This is a genomic window from Desulfovibrio mangrovi (assembly GCF_026230175.1).
GTDB lineage: Bacteria > Desulfobacterota > Desulfovibrionia > Desulfovibrionales > Desulfovibrionaceae > Halodesulfovibrio > Halodesulfovibrio mangrovi.
Map to the genome: position 1 here is coordinate 2,708,096 of NZ_CP104208.1, position 18,391 is coordinate 2,726,486.

At 58.7% G+C, this 18,391-nt stretch carries 17 protein-coding genes; 11 read left to right on the plus strand and 6 right to left on the minus strand.

Annotated features, from left to right (window positions below):
- Window positions 1-49: 49 nt before the first annotated feature.
- Window positions 50-550: an adenylyltransferase/cytidyltransferase family protein gene (locus N1030_RS12230; RefSeq protein WP_265829062.1), complete on the minus strand. Its 501-nt coding sequence runs from the start codon at window positions 548-550 to the stop codon at window positions 50-52.
- A gap of 36 nt (window positions 551-586) precedes the next feature.
- A complete protein-coding gene (locus N1030_RS12235) occupies window positions 587-1,471 on the minus strand; it encodes a YkgJ family cysteine cluster protein (protein WP_338033305.1) in 885 nt (294 codons plus the stop codon).
- Between the two features lie 342 nt (window positions 1,472-1,813).
- Here N1030_RS12235 and N1030_RS12240 point away from each other — a divergent pair, with 342 nt between their 5' ends.
- Window positions 1,814-3,331: a nitrilase-related carbon-nitrogen hydrolase gene (locus N1030_RS12240; protein WP_265825757.1), complete on the plus strand. Its 1,518-nt coding sequence runs from the start codon at window positions 1,814-1,816 to the stop codon at window positions 3,329-3,331.
- A 254-nt stretch (window positions 3,332-3,585) separates the two neighbouring features.
- Entirely contained in the window at window positions 3,586-3,927 is a 342-nt protein-coding gene (locus N1030_RS12245) for a DHCW motif cupin fold protein (protein ID WP_265825758.1), read from the plus strand.
- 54 nt (window positions 3,928-3,981) lie between these two features.
- Here the strand turns inward: N1030_RS12245 and N1030_RS12250 are convergent, their stop codons facing one another.
- Genes N1030_RS12250 through N1030_RS12265 form a run of 4 tightly spaced genes read right to left on the minus strand, consistent with a single transcriptional unit; the run spans window position 3,982 to window position 7,156 of the window.
- Window positions 3,982-4,464, minus strand: coding sequence for a YbaK/EbsC family protein (locus N1030_RS12250; RefSeq protein ID WP_265825759.1), 483 nt, complete (start codon window positions 4,462-4,464; stop codon window positions 3,982-3,984).
- 45 nt (window positions 4,465-4,509) lie between these two features.
- Complete coding sequence (locus tag N1030_RS12255; protein ID WP_265825760.1) at window positions 4,510-5,400, minus strand: hypothetical protein; 891 nt, start codon at window positions 5,398-5,400, stop codon at window positions 4,510-4,512.
- Window positions 5,382-6,590, minus strand: coding sequence for a bifunctional phosphopantothenoylcysteine decarboxylase/phosphopantothenate--cysteine ligase CoaBC (gene coaBC, locus N1030_RS12260; RefSeq protein WP_265825761.1), 1,209 nt, complete (start codon window positions 6,588-6,590; stop codon window positions 5,382-5,384). The genes N1030_RS12255 and coaBC overlap by 19 nt, the downstream gene beginning before the upstream one ends.
- Complete coding sequence (locus N1030_RS12265; protein WP_265825762.1) at window positions 6,590-7,156, minus strand: hypothetical protein; 567 nt, start codon at window positions 7,154-7,156, stop codon at window positions 6,590-6,592. Before N1030_RS12265 ends, coaBC begins: the two co-directional genes overlap by 1 nt.
- A gap of 152 nt (window positions 7,157-7,308) precedes the next feature.
- On the opposite strand from N1030_RS12265, the gene queA reads away from it, so the two are divergent.
- The 9 genes from queA to N1030_RS12310 all read left to right on the plus strand — a co-directional run bounded on the left by queA (window position 7,309) and on the right by N1030_RS12310 (window position 18,354).
- On the plus strand, window positions 7,309-8,454 hold the full coding sequence (gene queA, locus N1030_RS12270) for a tRNA preQ1(34) S-adenosylmethionine ribosyltransferase-isomerase QueA (protein WP_265825763.1): 1,146 nt from the start codon (window positions 7,309-7,311) through the stop codon (window positions 8,452-8,454).
- Between the two features lie 321 nt (window positions 8,455-8,775).
- Complete coding sequence (locus N1030_RS12275) at window positions 8,776-9,003, plus strand: 4Fe-4S dicluster domain-containing protein (RefSeq protein ID WP_265825764.1); 228 nt, start codon at window positions 8,776-8,778, stop codon at window positions 9,001-9,003.
- A gap of 2 nt (window positions 9,004-9,005) precedes the next feature.
- On the plus strand, window positions 9,006-10,067 hold the full coding sequence (locus tag N1030_RS12280; protein ID WP_265825765.1) for a 3-methyl-2-oxobutanoate dehydrogenase subunit VorB: 1,062 nt from the start codon (window positions 9,006-9,008) through the stop codon (window positions 10,065-10,067).
- A gap of 3 nt (window positions 10,068-10,070) precedes the next feature.
- A complete protein-coding gene (locus N1030_RS12285; RefSeq protein ID WP_265825766.1) occupies window positions 10,071-10,859 on the plus strand; it encodes a thiamine pyrophosphate-dependent enzyme in 789 nt (262 codons plus the stop codon).
- Entirely contained in the window at window positions 10,859-11,413 is a 555-nt protein-coding gene (locus N1030_RS12290) for a 2-oxoacid:acceptor oxidoreductase family protein (RefSeq protein WP_265825767.1), read from the plus strand. Before N1030_RS12285 ends, N1030_RS12290 begins: the two co-directional genes overlap by 1 nt.
- A gap of 315 nt (window positions 11,414-11,728) precedes the next feature.
- Window positions 11,729-15,877 (plus strand): response regulator, encoded by a 4,149-nt coding sequence (locus tag N1030_RS12295; RefSeq protein WP_265825768.1) that lies wholly within the window; start codon window positions 11,729-11,731, stop codon window positions 15,875-15,877.
- 1 nt (window position 15,878) lies between these two features.
- Window positions 15,879-16,715 (plus strand): CheR family methyltransferase, encoded by an 837-nt coding sequence (locus N1030_RS12300; RefSeq protein WP_265825769.1) that lies wholly within the window; start codon window positions 15,879-15,881, stop codon window positions 16,713-16,715.
- Window positions 16,716-16,729: 14 nt separating this feature from the next.
- Window positions 16,730-17,314, plus strand: a complete 585-nt coding sequence (locus N1030_RS12305; RefSeq protein WP_265825770.1) for a chemotaxis protein CheB — start codon at window positions 16,730-16,732, stop codon at window positions 17,312-17,314.
- The gene (locus N1030_RS12310; protein WP_265825771.1) at window positions 17,311-18,354 is read left to right on the plus strand and encodes a GGDEF domain-containing response regulator; all 1,044 of its coding nucleotides are present in this window, start codon (window positions 17,311-17,313) and stop codon (window positions 18,352-18,354) included. Before N1030_RS12305 ends, N1030_RS12310 begins: the two co-directional genes overlap by 4 nt.
- Window positions 18,355-18,391: the final 37 nt, after the last annotated feature.

Below are 18,391 nucleotides of genomic sequence, written 5' to 3' on the forward strand. Positions count from 1 at the left end.
GGGTGGAGGGCTGCGCCCTCCCCGCCGGAGGCATCTTCAAATACTACTATTACTTTTCGCCGCGAATCTTCGCCAGCAACGCGGTGGTGGAGAATCCGCCCAACAGGGGCAGGCTCAGCACGATACCGCCGTCGGCTTCCACAATATCACGGCCCACGATCTTGTCCACCGACCAGTCGCCACCCTTCACCAGCACCTGCGGCCGCACGGCTTTGATCAGCTCATAGGGCGTGGACTCGTCGAACTCCGCCACAAAATCCACACTGGCAAGATGCGCCAGCACGTAGGCGCGCACGGGGAAGGGATTCACCGGCCTGTCGTCGCCCTTGCCGAGACTGCGCACGGAGGCATCGCTGTTCAGGCCGAGCACGAGAATATCTCCCTGCGCACGGGCACGGGCCAGCAGGTCCACGTGACCGGGGTGCAGAATGTCGTAGCACCCGTTGGTGAAGACGATGCGCTTGCCGCGGTGCGGGGCCAGCGCGTCCAGCAGGCCGCTCCAGCTATCGGCACGGAACACGGCGGGATGCGCGGGCACGGCGTTGTTCATTTCAGAGACAGGGGGCATGCCGTTGCCGGACATGGCTTACTCCTTGATGGTCAGGCGGTCGTTCTTGCCGTAGAGCACCAGTTCGATCCAGTCGAACCCGAATTCAAGCCGCGCGGTTTCATCATCCATAACGCGCTGCTTTTCCTCTTCCGTCATGACGAGACGATCCATCACCCGCATACTCTGCAGGAAACCGGCAAAACGGTCCAGCTGATAGAAAGCCAGCGTACACAGGGTGGCGTGCTTCTGGGCAAGGGGATACCCCGTGCGCTGCTGCAAGGCCATGAGGTGCATGTAGCGGTCGTTCAGGCGGTTGTATTCAACCAGTTCCTGATCCTGCAACCAGGTGTCGGTGGTCCAGTCACTGGTTTCATTGAAGCCCTGACAGTGAGGTTCCTGCACGAGAAAATATTGTTCGATCAGCTTGCCGTTGTCGTCCTCGCGAGTGGCGCGGCCAAGCGGATAGGTACGGCAGGCGGCGGAACGACCGGGATACACGGAGCAGCCTGCGGGGGTCAGGAACGGACAGGTACGCTCGGGGCCGTTGTCCATCTTCAGATACAGCACGGGGTAGCCGTTGGGATACTGGCCCACCTTGGTGTGAAAGCCGATGAACTCTTCGCTGTTCATATCCAGCTCATAGCGCAGGCGCAGCACGTCGTAGGGGGCCAGCGGCATATTCAGATCACGGCAGCAGGCATTGAAGCAGGCCACCTTGGGATGACACGCAAAGCGAAAGCTTTCGCCGGGCTTGATCTCCGGCAGGCTGTCCAGAAAGGCCTGCGTTTCTTCTGCGGCGGGATCCACGGGAGTGTCTGTTTCAATGCGCTTGATCATATGCTCTCCGGCATCGCGGGCTGTGACGGCAGGCGGAATGGGAGCCGCAACATCCACGATGAATTGATGGTTTGCGTAGGGCATCGGCAATCACTTGCAAGCGGCGGTCGCCCGCCGCAGTTGCTTCGTTCAAGGGCTTGCGATGCGCTGCGGGAAGGCTACGCATTACCCGATGCCCCCTGAAATATCAATCACGCTCCGGAGACGGACTCGCCCCGGCGAAAGCGCACACTCCACACGGAGAAGAGAGCCGGAAAGACAGTACCGCCACCCTGTTCCGTTCATCAGCACAAGACCGGCACGAGCATAATGCAGGCGCATGGACAAACGCACAGGGAAGACGTATCCCTAACCCTTCGGGAATATAGGCGAGACTTGCTGTTTCGCCTGCCCCTCATCCGCATGCACCGCAGTCAGGAGGGCACCATGGGAGTCTTTCGCATCGCCGCCGCGCAGACCGGTTCCGTCAAGGGCGACATCACAGCCAATGTGGCCACGCATACCGTCGTTGCTGAACAGGCGGGCAGGCTGGGCGTTACCTACCTGCTCTTTCCCGAACTCAGCCTGACCGGCTACGAACCCACTCTTGCCGCAGAGCTGGCCATAACGCCGCCCCACGTTCAGACAGACGCCCGCCTCGCCCCGCTCACGGAGGCTGCGCAGAAACACGGCATGATCATCGTGGCGGGTGCGCCGCTACGGGTTGAAGACGCTTCCGGCAAGCCCCACCTCGCCTCCTTAATCTTCCGGCCAGATGGCAGCGTGGGCGTGTATGCCAAGATTCATCTGCACTCCACGGAGGAAAACTACTTCTCCGCAGGCACCGAACATATGCTGGAGCCCTGCCATGGCGAACAGGTTGGGGTGACCATCTGTGCGGATATGTCCGCTCCTGAGCATGCCGCCACATATAAGAATATGGGCGCGACCATATACGCAGCCAGCGTGCTTGTTTCCGAAAACGGCTACGCGGCCGATGCCGCCATCATGGAAGCCCGCGCCAGAGAGCATGACCTGCTTGTGGCGATGTCCAACCACAACAAGCCCAGCGGCGGCTGGATTTCCGGCGGTCGCACCGCCATCTGGACGCCCGACGGGCAGTATTGTGCCGCAGGTGCCACGGAAGATGCACTGGTGGTGGCGGAGAGGGATGGGGATGGGTGGAAAGTGGAGCTTAAGAACCTACTGTCTGAGCAGCTACAAACACTAATCCATTCTGGTCCTATCAATGACATTTTTTCTTATGAAGAAGCCAAGGCCTGCTTAGAAGTCATCGCTGAACATGCATCAGCTATCAACATCAGAAGGCATGGACAATTCTTTGGATACAACCAAAGAGTACTTTACGAAAAAATGATAATGCATGTTTGTAAAATATACAACAAGGAAAAATCACGATACAACGGATCATCAATATACGACATATTAGAGTTTTTAGAATACAACAAAGATAATTTACCAATATTTGAAAGAGGAGCCGATGACATCACGTGGGAATATGAATGTAAAAAAATTGAGAATCATGTGCTCAATGCAGGGCGAGGAGAGGTACAAACAATCAACATTCCACACCTTACAATAACTTCAAAACCAAAACTAACAGAGAATTTTATTTCAAAAACAAAAGAAAGAATCCCTCGCAACTATTATAACGAAAAATGTGATTCACGAATTTCTCAACTAGAATATGTTAGAAACAAAAAAATAGCTCATCCTTCTCATGAATATGTCAGCAAGGATCAATATCCTGACATTGAAACACTAGACGACCTCATCGCAATAGCGAAAGAAAGCATTACGGAAATTTACAACAACTATTTTCCTGACAGGTGTATACGTTACTCCGATGGAACATTCACAACAGCAACTACATCAAGCCGTTCCGCGACATCACTTAAAAAAATATTAAAAGATCTCAACATAACACCTGATCCTCCAAAGTAAAAAATACAGACGTAACCAACTGGTCTTTCTTATTTTTTTACCGCGTCGCCCTACTTATTCAGGCCCAACACGGCAGTATTGTGCCGCAGGTGCCACGGAAGATGCGTTGGTGGTGGCGGAAAGGGATGGGGATGGGTGGATCGCAAGGGTTGTGGAATTGGCGTTGTAACTCGCACGCCTGCACATATGGAGAGAATTACCGGCCTCATTTTCGGACACGACAACCGGATCAAAAAAAACACAAGAGCAGCACCATGAAAATGCAGAACATTCCCTTCGGCGTAACGGACTGGGACACTGTTGAACGCACCGAGCACAAAGGCGATACCGGCGTTGCCTACTGGCGAACCCGCCACTTCGGGGAGACGGGGAACGAAATTCGCGTCCGCATGGTGGAATATTCTGCGGACTACCGGGCGGACCACTGGTGCAGCAAGGGGCACATTCTGCTCTGTCTGGAAGGAGAGCTCGAAACCACGCTGGAAGACGGCCGCGTTTTCATCCTGAAATCCGGCATGAGCTATCAGGTGGCAGATCAGGCTGAAGCGCACCAGTCATATACGGAAAAAGGCGCGAAGCTGTTTATCGTGGATTAGCACATAAACAAAGGGCAGCCGCTTGCGACTGCCCTTTCATTCATGGAAATACGTCTATTTCTTTACTTCCAGCACGGCACCCCTGGTCATCTCCACCAGTATCTGCGGCGTCAGACGGAACACGGAATTGGGCGTGCCCGCCGCAGCCCAGATCTCTTCATACTGCAGCAGATCTTCATCCACTATGGTGGTAATGGCCGTTGCATGCCCCACAGGCGGAATGCCGCCGATGGCGTAGCCGGTGTGTTTCAGCACGAAGGCGGCGTCGGCTTTTTCCAGCTTCTCGCCCAGATGCGCCTTCACGGCCTTTTCATTCACCCTGTTCGCGCCGCTGGCAATGACCAGAATGGGCGACTGGGATTCCTTGCCCTTGAAGATCAGCGACTTGGCAATCTGCCCCACGGTGCAGCCAATGGCGTCCGCAGCCTCCTGCGAGGTGCGGGTAGACTCGGCAAATTCCTTGACGCTCAGCGCATAGCCGAAGGCATCCAGCGCCTGCTGCACCTTCTGGGCGCTCTTTTTCAGATCGGAAGGCATGACGGAACTCTCCTGTGCAACACGAAGATGCGCGATTCGCTCTCCCTACCCCCGCAGCGTGACGGCGGTCTTCAGGAAGGCGATGACGGCGGGAACGGTGCCCTGATTCTTGAGCAGGATGTCGATATCCGGCAGAGCGATGAGCCGGTGCCCAAGGAACTGGGTGAAGGTGTAGGGGGCAAGGCCGAGGTTCGGCGCAAAGGTGCGCAGCGCCTTGGACCCGAAGGTGATGCAGTAGCGGGGCCGCGCACGGCGAAGACCCGCAAGAAAGATTTCCGGAGCGGCAATGAGCTCGCTGCCTGCGTCCGTTCCGGATTCAGGGGCAACCTCGGGCAGGGCCACGGGCCAGAACGCGCTGGAGCCGGCGGGCAGTTGCAGCGAACCGATGATCTTGCGCAGCAACGCGCCGCGCTCGGCATTGGCTCGACCGCTCAGGTCGTCGCCAAGGCTCCAGTAGGTCCAGACCACGGCGCTGGGGGCCTTCACCTTGCCCCATACGGCCTGCCACGGGGCGGGCCACTGTTCCGGCGGCTGCGAGGTGGGATGCACGGCAAGCCCGCTGGTCCCCATGGCCCGAACATTTCCGGCGGGCTGAGCACCATGAGCCTGACTCGGCGCCTGAGTCGGAGCCTGACCTTGCATGGGCTGATTCTGCGCAGCCTTCTGGCGTGCGGCATAAGCCTGCGCATGCGAAGGCTGGGCCTGCTGCGGTCGGGCAGCCTGCGGAGGATACGACTGACGAGACTGGGGCGACACGCCCTGTCCTGAACCGGCCTGAGAAAAGACCTGATTCGCGACAGGCCCCTGCGCCTGCTGTTCCGCAGCGTCACTTACGGAGCCAGCAGCAAAAAGTCCGTGTTCATCCAACACGAACTCAAGCCCTGCGTTCCGCCATGGACGCAATGATTCAGCAATCGTTATAACTGCAGGAGCCAATCGAGCACTCTCCACGCCACTTCGGTCTTGGGCTGCACAGGCCATTCTTCCTGCCGCCCGTTACGGTCGGTGACAAATACCTCGTTCGTGGGCGATTGAAAACCGGAATCCGGCCTTCCCACAATGTTGCCCACGACCATGTCCGCATTCTTGGCGCGCAGCTTCTTCAGCGCGTTTTCCTGCATGGAACTGGTTTCCGCGGCAAAGCCGACAACGCGCTGCCCCTGCTTCTTGGCAGTGCCCAGCGTCTTGAGAATGTCCGTGGTGGGGGTAAAGCGCACCACAAGCTCGTCGGAGCCTTTCTTGAACTTCTCGTCACCAAAGGGAACGGGGCTGAAGTCGGCAACGGCGGCAGTGAACACGCCGATATCCATGGCAGGCCACAGCCCTTCCGCCGCCTCGAACATCTCCTTGGCAGAGGTCACGGCGTGTCGGGTGATCATGGAAGGCAGCCACGGCGTTCCGGGACCGGTCACGGCATGCACGGTGGCCCCGCGCAGCCATGCGGCCACGGCAAAACACGCGCCCATGGTGCCGGATGAGGGATTGGACCAGAAGCGCACCCCGTCCCACTTCTCGCGGGTGGGTCCAAGGGTGATCATGACGGTTTGCCCCGCCATGTCCTGCGGCGCAAGCGCCCGCAGGCCGTAGAGGTAAATCTCGTTCAAATCCGCAAGCCTGCCCTGCCCTTCCTCCATGCAGGCAGTGCGACCGCATCCGGGCTCTATGCACACGTGCCCGCGGGCCTTCAGGGTTTCCCAGTTGGCCTGCGTGGCGGCATTGTGCCACATGCGCGGATTCATGGCCGGTGCAATGACCAGCGGCTTGGGAAACGCCAGCGCCTGACAGCTGAGCATGTCGTCGGCAAGGCCGTTGGCAAGACGCGCCAGCGTGGCGGCCGTGGCAGGCGCAATGAGCATGGCATGCGCCGCCTCACCGGGGGTGAGATGCCCGAAGACATCATCACCGACCGGATACATGGCGGAAAATACGGGAGAGGCCCCCAGAGCCTCAAAGCTCAGGGGCATCACGAATTGACGGGCAGAATCGGTCAGGGTCGCGCCCACGTCCGCGCCAGTGTCGCGGAACATGCGGACGAGATCCAGCGCCTTGTAGGCGGCAATGGAGCCGCACACACCCAGATGCAGACGCTTGCCGAGAAAGCCTTTGAACGAGAGATGGGAAAGCACTACTGGCTTAGTCCTTCTTCTTTGAGGGGAGCGGAACCGCCTGCGGGGGCGGAGGGAGCCACATTGATTCCGTTGCCGTTCCCCATGGAGGGCGAAATAACCGGACGGATGGTCCGTTCCTGCCCGTTAATGGGATAGACATCAACAGACAATTCGGTTCTGGTGGTGCCGTCTACAATCTTCATGACACAAAACCGCGTGGACTTGCTGAAGATGAGCACGCTGCGCGGGGACGAAACAAAATTGAAATTGAGGGTCCAGCCGTCATTGGTCATGTTGGCGATCAGGGTTGTCGCCAGCGAACGAAATTCCACACGACCGGTAAAGAACATCAGCCCCAGCTTGTCGGAGCCGGTACCGATGAAAAACGACTCGTTCCCTTTGTAGGTCATTTCGTTGGGAATGAAGATATCGTCATAGTCAATGTAGCGGAATTTCTGAGCGGCGGAGCCGGAAACAGTGCCTTCGACGGGATCGGAACCTGCACCGGAAGAGAGCGTTGATCCGGTACAACCGGAGACGGCGATACCCAGCAGCATGAGCAGGGCGAGAAGTCTGGTTCGCATTCGTTACTCCTTTATGATTGAGTCTTGAGCGAATCAGGTGTACGCACGGCCTTGCCGAGGGCACAGCATCATCGCTAGCCCTTACTAACGGATTGCGGAACAAACTGCAAATTTCCGCACCGTATTTTACACTACACAGACTGCAATCACACATGAAAACCAAAGCAATAGACACCAGTAACGCCGTTCTCACAGAGAGTGGAGCCCCTGTTCCGCCGGACTTTGCTCTCGCATCCTACACCTACGACCTGCCGGAAGAACAGATCGCACAGCACCCTGCAGACAAGCGCGGGGCCTCGCGCCTGTTTGTGGTGAACCGCGCCACTGGCACCAACACCCACGCCATGTTCTCCGATCTGGCCGACTTTCTGCCCAAGAATGCCCTGCTGGTGGTCAACAATTCCAAGGTGCTTCCCGCCCGTATCTTCGGCACCCGCCCCTCAGGTGGACGGGTGGAATTTCTCATGCTCACCCCCCTGCCGCTCATTGTGGCAAGCGCCGCCCCCGAGAAGGGCGAAGGTTGGCAGACCGCAGAGGTTGAAGGCCTGCTGCGCATGTCCAAGCGCGTGAAGCCCGGGGGAGAAGTGACCTTTTCCGACGATTTCCACCTTGTGGTGGCGGAGACCGGCGAGTTCGGCAAATGCTTCGTGCGCCTCTTCTGGCGCGGTGAGCTCAAGCAGCACTTCCTCTCGCAGGGTCATCTGCCCCTGCCCCCTTATATCAAGCGCGAGGACGACTCAGCCGACAAGGACCGCTACCAGACCGTATACGCCAAGGACGAACAGCTCGGTTCCGTTGCCGCCCCCACCGCGGGCCTCCATTTCACGGACGAGTTGCGCACCCGACTTGCCGAACGCGGCTTCACCTGGGCGGAAGTCACGCTCTACGTGGGCTACGGCACGTTCAGTCCCGTACGCTGCGCGGACATCCGCGACCACGGCATGCACAAGGAATTTATCGAGATCACACCCGAAGCGGCCGAGGCCATTGCCAAGGCCAAGGCGGAAGGCCGCCCCATCGTCACCGTGGGCACCACCTCCACCCGGGTTCTGGAAGGTGCCTTTGCGCAAACCGGCAAAATAGCCCCTTTCAGAGGCTGGACTGACATCTTTATTTATCCCGGATTTGCGTTTAAGGTGGCGGACCACGTGATCACGAACTTTCATCTGCCGGAGTCTTCCCTCCTTATGATGATAGGCGCGTTCGCCGGCCGCGAGCGGGTACTGGAGGCCTATGCCGAAGCTCTGAGCAAGGGGTTCAGGGTGTTCAGCTACGGCGATTCCATGCTGCTTCTGTAGGCTGCCGTCGGGGGCAACCGACGGGCTGCGTCGTTCGCACAGGCTCCGGCCGTCCACGGCTGTCGGCCTGATGCCGCGCGCAGAACGCGAAGACTGAACTCTGTGCCGGACCTCGTTGTCCCGGCCGAAGACGAAGAACGCATTCACGGGGACTGGCCCATCGGGATTCCAGTAACAGAAACGCCGTACGCAGGGTGGGCTGTGGCGATTTGAATCGGGCGCGAATCCGGTGTATGAAACCGGTCGGCCTGAGTATACCGCAACCTGCGGTATCGCCCGCCTGCAGGGCAAGGCAACATCCTTAACCCAGAGGTGTTACGAATGGCACGGGTAGAATTTAGGGACGAGAGGTGCAAAGGATGCCTTCTCTGTACGACCGTATGCCCCAAGGAGATCATCTGCCAGTCAGCCCGCTTCAACAAGCAGGGCTACAAGGTGGCAGAGGTCAAGGAAGAGGACATGGAAAAATGCACGGGCTGTGCGTCTTGTGCATTGATATGCCCTGATCTTGCGATCAAAGTGTACCGCGAGAAGAAGGAGAAGAAGTAGCCATGGCCGACAACAAGCGAATTTTCATCAAGGGGAACGAGGCAATCTCCCGCGGCGCAATGGCCGCAGGACTGAAGTGCTACTTCGGTTACCCCATTACCCCCCAGAACGACATTCCCGAATTCCTGTCCACCGAGCTTCCCGCTGCAGGCGGTGAATTCGTGCAGGCCGAATCCGAAGTGGCTTCCGCCAACATGCTGCTCGGCGCTGCCGCCGGCGGCGCGCGCGCCATGACCACGTCTTCCTCTCCGGGCGTTTCGCTGATGCAGGAAGCCATTTCCTACCTCGCAGGCTCTGAACTGCCCGCGGTTATCGTGAACATCAACCGCGGCGGCCCCGGCCTCGGCGACATCGGCTCCTCGCAGGGCGACTACTTCCAGTCCACCCGCGGCGGCGGCCACGGCGACTACCGCACCATCGTGCTGGCTCCCGGCACCTGCCAGGAAGGCTACGACATGATGATCGAAGCCTTTGACCTCGCCTTCAAGTACCGCAACCCCGTTCTGGTGCTCGGCGATGCCATCGTGGGCCAGATGAAGGAACCGGTTACCCCCTGGGTTCCCGAAAAGATCAACAACTACGGAGCTGAAGACTGGTGCCTCTCCGGTGCCAAGGGCCGCGACAAGCGCCTTCTGAAGTCCCTGTTCCTTGAAGACGGCGCTCTGGCCAGCCAGAACATCCACCTGCAGGAAAAGTATGCCGCGCTGCAGGCCGAAGCCCGCGCCGACGTATTCGCCTGTGACGATGCCGAACTGGTTGTCGTTGCCTTCGGCTCCATCGGCCGCATAGTGAAGTCCTCCATCCGCAGACTGCGCGCGGAAGGCCACAAGGTGGGTCTGGTTCGCCCCCTCACCCTGTACCCCTTCCCCGCCAACGTGCTGGAAGACCTTGCCAAGCAGGGCAAGAAGTTCCTGACCATCGAGCACAACTGCGGCCAGATGGTGGAAGACGTTCGCCTCTCCGTCCGCAAGTACGGCGATTCCGACTTCCACGGCCACATGCCGGGTAACCTGCCCGGTTCCGACGACTTCGTAGAGCCCATTCTGGCGCGTCTGGGGAGGTAAGCCATGTCAGCAGAACAAATCGTATTCGAAGCTCCCGAAATCATGATCGACAGGCCGACGCACTACTGCCCCGGCTGTCACCACGGCATAGCGCACCGCCTTGTGGGCGAAGTGCTCACCGAAATGGGCCTTGTGGACGACACCCTGTGCGTGGGCTCCATCGGCTGCTCCGTGTTCATCTACAACTACCTGAACGTGGACGCCGTGGAAGCGCCCCACGGTCGTGCGCCCGCAGTGGCCACCGGCCTCAAGCGTGCCCGCAAGGACAAGTTCGTGTTCACCTATCAGGGTGACGGCGACCTTGCCTCCATCGGCATGGCCGAGATCATCCACGCCGCCAACCGCGGCGAACGCATCTCCGTGGTCTTCGTGAACAACACCGTATACGGCATGACCGGCGGCCAGATGGCCCCCACCACGCTCATCGGCCAGAAGACCACCACCTGCCCCGGTGGCCGTTGCGCCGACCGCGAAGGCTCCCCCATCCGCATGAGCGAGATCATCGGCGGCCTTGGCGGCACCGCATACTGCGAACGCGCCTCTCTGGACAGCGTGAAGAACATCCGCCGCGCCAAGAAGGCCATCCGCAAGGCATTTGAAGTGCAGCAGCAGGGTATCGGCTTCGGCTTCGTGGAACTGCTCTCCGGCTGTCCCACCAACTGGCGCATGGATGCCGTTGCCGCAAACAAGCGCATTACCGAAGAAATGATCCCCTACTTCCCGCTGGGCGTGTACAAGGATGTAACCGCCGAAGGCGGCTGCGAATGCTCCGAGAGCAAGGAGGACAAATAATGAGCCTCTATCAGGACGTCATCATCGCCGGTTTCGGCGGACAGGGTGTCATGCTGATCGGCAACCTGCTGGCCTATGCAGGCATGGAAGCCGGTCTCGAAGTGACCTACATCCCCGTTTACGGCCCGGAAATGCGCGGCGGCACTGCCAACTGCACCGTGGTTATCTCCTCCGAGGACATCGGTTCCCCCATCATCCAGCGCCCCAAGTCGCTGATCGTGATGAACCAGCCCTCCATGGACAAGTTCCAGCCCCGCATGCAGGACGGCGGCGTGCAGATCATCAACTCTTCGCTGGTTGATGCAGCGCAGGCAGACCCCCGCGTGAAGACCTTTGCCGTGCCCGCCAATGAAATCGCGGACAAGCTCGGCAACACCCGCATGGCCAACATGGTCGCCCTTGGCGGCTACGTACAGGCTACGGGCGTGGTGCCGCTGGACGTGGTGAAGAAGTCTCTCACCTCCGTCATCAGCGTCCACTACAGCCACCTCATCCCCAAGAACGCGGACGCACTGCAGGCCGGTGCCGACCACGTTGCCGCACTGATGAAGTAGAGCTGAAGCAGGACCGACCGCCTAATAGAAATGAAAGTCCCCGCAGGATTACCTGCGGGGACTTTTTGTGCTTTCAACAGTCCTCATTCCGTGCCTCCCTCAAGCCGCAAAGGAGGTACGTCTCTCTCAGCCCTTCAAGCCAAATGGTTTACCGAGCATACCCCCGTGGGTAAATGATGTTGCTACGGCTCTGCAAGTATAGTATGAGCGGTCAACGCCGCGAACCGGAAGGGGGGGCCTTGTCCGGCACGCGCACGCAGACATGTTCTGCCGCATTACGGGCATGTTAACGCCGCCCTTATCGCTGGAGCCACCATGTTTCACTTTCTTGCCGATATCCGCATAAGGCCCAAGCTGGTCTTTCTTTTTGTCGCGACCGGTCTTGTCCCGCTTATCATCGTTGGTGCATTCGGCACCAAGCTGACTAAAGACTCCCTTTTACAGAAGTCCTTTGACCAGCTCGAAACGGTTCAGTCCGTCCGCAAAGCCCAGATAGAAGACTTTTTCCACGAACGCTTTGCCGATACGCAGGTGATGGCCGACTCCATCCGTATCCGCGACCTGCAGAGCCTGCTCAATGCCTTTGACACCGACAAGCGGACAGAGGAAATGGAAACGGCTGCACGCGAAAAGGCCCACAGGGCGCTGGTTGCCCCCTACCTCAAGGGGCTCGAAAGCCACATTGCCGCTTACGGCTACCAGAACCTGTACCTCATAGACGCCAATCACGGCCACGTACTACTCTCACTGACCGGTGAACTGGAATCGGGCGACAGTCTCAGTGTCGGATCCCACAAGAAAACAGGGCTCGCCGACGCATGGCGCGCAGCACTGGCCTCCAATGACACGGTCATCACGGACTTCGCTCCTTACGGCCCGCGCCGGGGAGCCGAGGCAGCCTTCATCGCCCAGCCCGTCAGGAATGATGCGGGCGAGATCATCGGGGTTCTGGCACTGCAGCTTTCTCCCGAACTCATCACCCGTATCGTCGACTCCCGAAAGGGCATGGGCAGCACCGGAGAATCCTACCTGCTGGGCATCAATGCCCAGACCAGCGAATACGAACTGCGCAGCAACCTGAAAACCATGGGCGACGGACGCTACGTGGTCGGGTATTCACTCTCCACGCCGCTCCAGTACTGGCACTCGGCGCGCAAGGCCGGAGAGACAGGCGGTCAGGGAACGTACACCGACAGCGCCGGCAACCCCGTACAGGTGGCCTACAACAAACTCTCGGTGGCTGGTCTTGACTGGTATCTCATCTCCAAGATCGATGAATATGAAGTCACCGCTCCCGTACGGGCCATCTACTGGGCCATCGGCAGCATCGCGGCCGGATTGGCCCTGTTCATCAGCATCGGCTCCATCATTTTTTCCCGCACCCTCACCCGCCCCATCATTGAAGGCGTGCATTTCGCTAAGGCCATTTCAGAAGGGGATCTGCACTCCTCCCTCGCGCTGGACCAGAAGGACGAGCTGGGCGAACTGGCCAATGCGCTCAACACCATGGCCCAAGACCTGCGCAACATGGACTGGCTGCAATCCGGCAAGGAAGGGCTGGACGATGAAATGCGCGGAGAGCACGAAACGGACGATCTTGCCCGCCGTGCCATCAGCTACCTGACCAAGCATCTGGGGGCACAGCTTGGGGCCATCTACCTGCTGGAAGACAATGAGCTCAAGCTTCGCTCCAGCTACGCCTTCACTGACCGAGGCGGCAACTTCAACAGCTTCGCACTCGGCGAAGGCATGGTCGGACAGGCCGCGCTGGAACAGAAGACCATCGTCTTCTCCAATGTGCGGCCCGAAGCGAATACACCTGTCCCGGCAATCAATTTCGGCGCAGGCGAGACCGTACCCACCAACTTCATGGCGGTTCCGGTCATATTTGAAGAAATGCTTCTGGGCGTGATACTTATCGGCTCCCTGCAAACGCTCTCCCCCCTGCAACGGCAGTTCGTGAACCAGAACATCCCCAACGTGGCCATCATGCTCAATGCCGCCCGCTCCAGACAGGTCATCCGTGAACTGTTCGAACAGGCCCAGCGGCAGCAGGAAGAGCTGCGCGTAGCCAACATTGAACTGGAAGACCAGACCAGAGCCCTGCAGGAATCCGAAGCCGAACTGCAGGCGCAGCAGGAAGAACTGCGCGTTACCAACGAGGAGCTGGAAGAACAGACCAAGGCACTCAGGGAATCCGAGGCGGAACTGCAGGCACAGCAGGAAGAGCTGCGCGTTACCAACGAAGAGCTTGAGGAACGCACCAAGGCCCTGCAGGACCAGAAGGACGCCATCCGCACCAAGAACGCAGAGCTGGTCAAGGCGCAGGAAGTGGTACGCCAGAAGGCACGCGATCTGGAGATCGCCAGCAAGTACAAGTCGGAATTTCTTGCCAACATGTCGCACGAGTTGCGCACGCCGCTGAACAGTATTCTCATCCTGTCCCAGCTCATGGCCAACAACAAGGACGGCAACCTCAACGTTCGCCAGATCGATTCCGCCAAGGCCATCAATTCCGCCGGTTCCGACCTGCTCACGCTCATCAACGAAATTCTGGACCTTTCCAAGATCGAAGCGGGCAAAGTGGAGCTGCTTGTGGAAACCTTCCCCGTGGACGCCCTTGTGACAGACCTCAAACGGCTCTTCAACAACGTGGCGGAAGACAAGGGGCTGGATTTCCGCATCAGCGTATCCGGCAATGTGCCGCAAGACATCACGACGGACTCGCAGCGCCTGCAGCAAGTTCTGCGCAACCTGCTGACCAACGCCTTCAAGTTCACGCACAAGGGGGCCGTAACCCTCGACATCATGCGCCCGGCCCCGACGAATGGAGATTCGGGCTCGAGAGGCATCGCCTTCATCGTCAAGGATGAGGGCATTGGCATCGCAAAGGAAAAGCAGGAAGCCATCTTCCAGGCTTTCCAGCAGGCAGACGGCAGCACCAGCCGCAAATACGGCGGTACGGGCCTTGGCCTGTCCATTTCCCGCGAGCTGGTGAGACTTCTCGGCGGCACCATCAGCCTGCACAGTGAGGAAGGCAAAGGCAGCACCTTCACGGTCATCCTGCCGGAGAGCTACACAAAAGCCGCCTCAGAGGACCTGCCCGAAGCAGCAGTTCTGCCCGAAACGAATGACGTGCTGCCCGACGCTGCAAAGACCCCTTCCGAGCCCCTTGCCTGCAATCCCTCTCCGGAAACAGTCAGCGGCCCCGGCCTGCCCGTACCGGACAAGAAGACCGTGCCTCCCTGCGAGAGCGGCTATCTGGAAGACGACCGCAAGGACATAACGCCGGCCTCCCGCAGTCTGCTCATCATCGAGGACAACCTTGAATTTGCCCGCATCATGCGCGATTTCGCCCGTGAACGCGGCTTCAAATGTCTTGTGGCAGGCGATGGCGAAACCGGCCTGCACTACGCGGACTACTACAAGCCAAGCGCCATCATTCTTGATATCGGCCTGCCCGGTATTGACGGTTGGACCGTCATGGAGCGGCTCAAGGACAATCCCGAACTGCGCCACATTCCCGTCCATTTCATGTCCGCGGCAGACAGCTCGCTGGACGCCATGCGCATGGGGGCCATAGGCTACCTGACCAAACCCGTAAGCATGGAAAAGATCGAGGAAGCGTTTGCCAAACTGGAACATGTCATCTCCAAGCCGGTGAGCAAACTGCTGCTGGTGGAAGACGACCCCATTCAGCGCCGCAGCATTCAGGAGCTCATCGGCAACGGCGACGTGCAGACCATTGCCGTTTCCACCGGGGCAGAAGCCTTCCGCGAACTGGAAAAGGGCGGCTACGACTGCATGATTCTGGACCTCGGCCTTGAGGACATGTCCGGCTTCGATCTTCTGGAGCAGGTACGGCAGAGCGAAACCTCCGTACGCGTGCCCATCATCATCTATACCGGCCGCGACCTGACCCGCGAAGAGGAAAAGCAGCTCAACCGCTATGCGGAAACCATCATCATCAAGGGCGTGAAGTCGCCGGAACGCCTGCTCGACGAATCGGCTCTGTTCCTGCATCGCGTGGAAGCCAACCTGCCGGAGGAAAAGCGCCGCATGCTCAAGCAGGCGCACGACAAGGAAGCCGTGCTGGCCGAAAAGACGGTACTTCTTGTGGATGACGACATGCGCAACGTCTTTGCCCTTTCCAGCCTGCTGGAAGAAAAGCAGATGAACGTTGTCATCGCCCGCAACGGCATTGAATGTCTGGACAAGCTCAAGGAAGGCCTGCGCCCCAACGCAGTGCTCATGGACATCATGATGCCAGTAATGGACGGCTACGAGGCCATGCGCGAAATCCGCAAACAGCGCAACTTTGCCAAGATGCCCATCATCGCCCTCACGGCCAAGGCCATGAAGGGGGACCGCAGCAAGTGCATTGAAGCCGGTGCCAGCGACTATCTCGCCAAGCCCGTGGATACGGAAAAGTTGCTCTCCATGCTGAGAGTCTGGTTATATTGATATGAGCATGCCGGAACACATAGACAACGAACGGCTTGAAATACAGCTGCTGCTGGAAGCCGTGTACCGTAAATACGGGTACGACTTCAGGAATTACGCCTGCGCCCACACCAAGCGGCGGCTGGAACACAGGCGTGCGATGGAAGGGCTGGGCGACTATTCCCAGATGATGCACCGCCTCATCCACGACGAGGAATTCTTCGATACGGTGCTGCTCGACCTTTCCATCAACGTGACGGAAATGTTCCGCGACCCGTGGTTCTATAAGAAAGTGCGCGAAGCCGTGGTGCCGCACCTGTGCACCTACCCCTTCATCAAGGTATGGCATGCCGGATGCTCCGCAGGGCAGGAAGTCTATTCCATGGCCATTCTGCTGGAAGAGGAAGGCATGCGCGAACGCGTGCAGATCTATGCGACGGACTTCAACGAAATCGTTCTGCAAAAAGCCAAGGACGGCATTTACCCTGTAGATCTCATCCGCGAATACACGACGAACTACCAGAAAGCGGGCGGCACCCAGTCCTTTTCCGATTACTACACTGCGGACTATGCCAGCGTGGTCATGAAGCGCTCCCTGCGCGAACAGGTGCTTTTTTCTTCCCACAATCTGGTTACAGACGGCGTGTTCGGCGAGATGAACGTCATATTCTGTCGCAACGTCCTCATTTATTTCAACAGAGAACTCCAGAACAAGGTACTCAAACTCTTCTACGACAGTCTCTGCCCCGGCGGTTTCCTGTGCCTTGGCTCCAAGGAGACACTCATGTTCTCTGAGATTGCGGACAAGTTCGAGGTCATCGCGGACAGGGAAAAGATATACCGTAAAAAACGGATGTAGCCGGACGGAGAACCATGTCCCCACACCCGAAGAAATACGAAGCCGTTGTCATCGGCGTATCTGCCGGAGGCCTTACCGCCCTGGAGACCATCCTTTCGGCGCTCCATGCCTCGTTCTCCCTGCCCGTACTCATCGTGCAGCACATCAGCCCGGATGCCGAAAGCTATCTGCCGCAGCATTTTGCCACCCGCTGCCCACTGCCTGTGAAAGAGGCGGACGATAAAGAAGACATCATGGCCCGCACCATATATTTTGCCCCGCCCGACTATCACATGATGGTTGAGCTTGACCGCAGCATCTCTCTTTCCGTAGAACGCCGCGTCAACTTTTCCCGCCCCTCCGTGGACGTGCTGTTTGAAACTGCGGCAGAAGCTTACGGAGACGGCCTCATCGGGATCATCCTGACCGGTGCGAACCACGATGGTGCAGCGGGACTGGCCCGCATCAAGCAACTCGGCGGCCTCACCATCGTGCAGGCACCTGAAACCGCTCAGGCTAATGCCATGCCCCGCGCTGCGCTGGAAGCCACACAGGCAGACCATATTTTGACCCTGAAAGACATTGCAAGGCAGCTCAACGCCCTGGAGGGTGCATTATGAGAAAGCCCAAAATACTCATCGTGGACGACAAACCCGCCAACCTGCTGGCGCTGGGTGGCCTGCTGGCCGACCTTGACGTGGAACTCGTCGAAGCCAATTCCGGTGCGGACGCCCTTGCGCAGACGCTGGACCACGATTTCGCCCTTGTGCTGCTGGACGTGCAGATGCCGGACATGGACGGCTACGAAGTTGCCGAACTCATGCGCGGCAACAGAAAGACGCGACATGTGCCCATCATCTTCGTTACCGCCGCCTACAAGCGCGAAACCCACATCTTCAAGGGCTACGAATCCGGTGCCGTGGACTATCTTTTCAAGCCCCTTGAGCCGCTCGTGTTCAAAAGCAAGGTAGGGGTGTTTCTCGAGCTGTTCCGCCACAAGGAAGAGCTGGAAGCGAAGAGACGGGAACTGGACAGGAAACTTGTGGAACTGGAAGAGTTGCAGCAGCAGCTTGAAGAAACCAACGAACAGCTCCTCTATCTTTCCGTCACGGACGGCCTGACCGGTCTCAGCAACAGGCGACACTTTGAAGAGGTCTATAATGAGGAATGGGCGCGCAGCCTGCGCAACCGCACCCCCCTTTCCCTGCTGCTGCTCGATATCGACCACTTCAAGGCATACAACGATACCTACGGACACGGCGCTGGTGACGACTGCCTGCGACGCATATCGCTCACCCTTTCCGAGATCGTCCAGCGGGATGTGGACAAGCTGGCCCGCATAGGCGGAGAGGAATTTGCCATTCTGCTGCCCGGAACAGACACCCCCGGTGCCGAGTTCGTGGCCAGAAAACTGCTGCTTGCCGTCTCCACCAAGGACCTGCCCCATGGCGCTTCCGGCACAGCCGACTATGTGACGATTTCCATAGGCGTCGCCTCTACGGTGCCGGACAGAATGCTCTCGCCCCGCACCGTGTATGATGCTGCGGACAAGGCGCTCTATTCTGCCAAAAAACAAGGCCGTAATCGGGTGTGCAGTTCCCCCCAGTTCTTCGTGGAACTGGGTGATGACTCCCTTCACAATGCGGCCTCCATGTTCTGATCCTCATAGCGCCAGTCGCAACAGAACAACAAAGCCC

What these genes read in the sequence shown, in the direction of transcription:
- N1030_RS12300 (WP_265825769.1), top strand. Translation starts at nt 15,879, where the DNA reads ATGAGCATGCCGGAACACATAGACAACGAACGGCTTGAAATACAGCTG.
- N1030_RS12295 (WP_265825768.1), top strand. Translation starts at nt 11,729, where the DNA reads ATGTTTCACTTTCTTGCCGATATCCGCATAAGGCCCAAGCTGGTCTTT.
- N1030_RS12240 (WP_265825757.1), top strand. Translation starts at nt 1,814, where the DNA reads ATGGGAGTCTTTCGCATCGCCGCCGCGCAGACCGGTTCCGTCAAGGGC.
- N1030_RS12245 (WP_265825758.1), top strand. Translation starts at nt 3,586, where the DNA reads ATGAAAATGCAGAACATTCCCTTCGGCGTAACGGACTGGGACACTGTT.
- N1030_RS12235 (WP_338033305.1), bottom strand. Translation starts at nt 1,471, where the DNA reads ATGCCCTACGCAAACCATCAATTCATCGTGGATGTTGCGGCTCCCATT.
- N1030_RS12305 (WP_265825770.1), top strand. Translation starts at nt 16,730, where the DNA reads ATGTCCCCACACCCGAAGAAATACGAAGCCGTTGTCATCGGCGTATCT.
- N1030_RS12265 (WP_265825762.1), bottom strand. Translation starts at nt 7,156, where the DNA reads ATGCGAACCAGACTTCTCGCCCTGCTCATGCTGCTGGGTATCGCCGTC.
- N1030_RS12280 (WP_265825765.1), top strand. Translation starts at nt 9,006, where the DNA reads ATGGCCGACAACAAGCGAATTTTCATCAAGGGGAACGAGGCAATCTCC.
- N1030_RS12310 (WP_265825771.1), top strand. Translation starts at nt 17,311, where the DNA reads ATGAGAAAGCCCAAAATACTCATCGTGGACGACAAACCCGCCAACCTG.
- N1030_RS12290 (WP_265825767.1), top strand. Translation starts at nt 10,859, where the DNA reads ATGAGCCTCTATCAGGACGTCATCATCGCCGGTTTCGGCGGACAGGGT.
- N1030_RS12275 (WP_265825764.1), top strand. Translation starts at nt 8,776, where the DNA reads ATGGCACGGGTAGAATTTAGGGACGAGAGGTGCAAAGGATGCCTTCTC.
- N1030_RS12285 (WP_265825766.1), top strand. Translation starts at nt 10,071, where the DNA reads ATGTCAGCAGAACAAATCGTATTCGAAGCTCCCGAAATCATGATCGAC.
- queA (WP_265825763.1), top strand. Translation starts at nt 7,309, where the DNA reads ATGAAAACCAAAGCAATAGACACCAGTAACGCCGTTCTCACAGAGAGT.
- N1030_RS12230 (WP_265829062.1), bottom strand. Translation starts at nt 550, where the DNA reads ATGAACAACGCCGTGCCCGCGCATCCCGCCGTGTTCCGTGCCGATAGC.
- N1030_RS12250 (WP_265825759.1), bottom strand. Translation starts at nt 4,464, where the DNA reads ATGCCTTCCGATCTGAAAAAGAGCGCCCAGAAGGTGCAGCAGGCGCTG.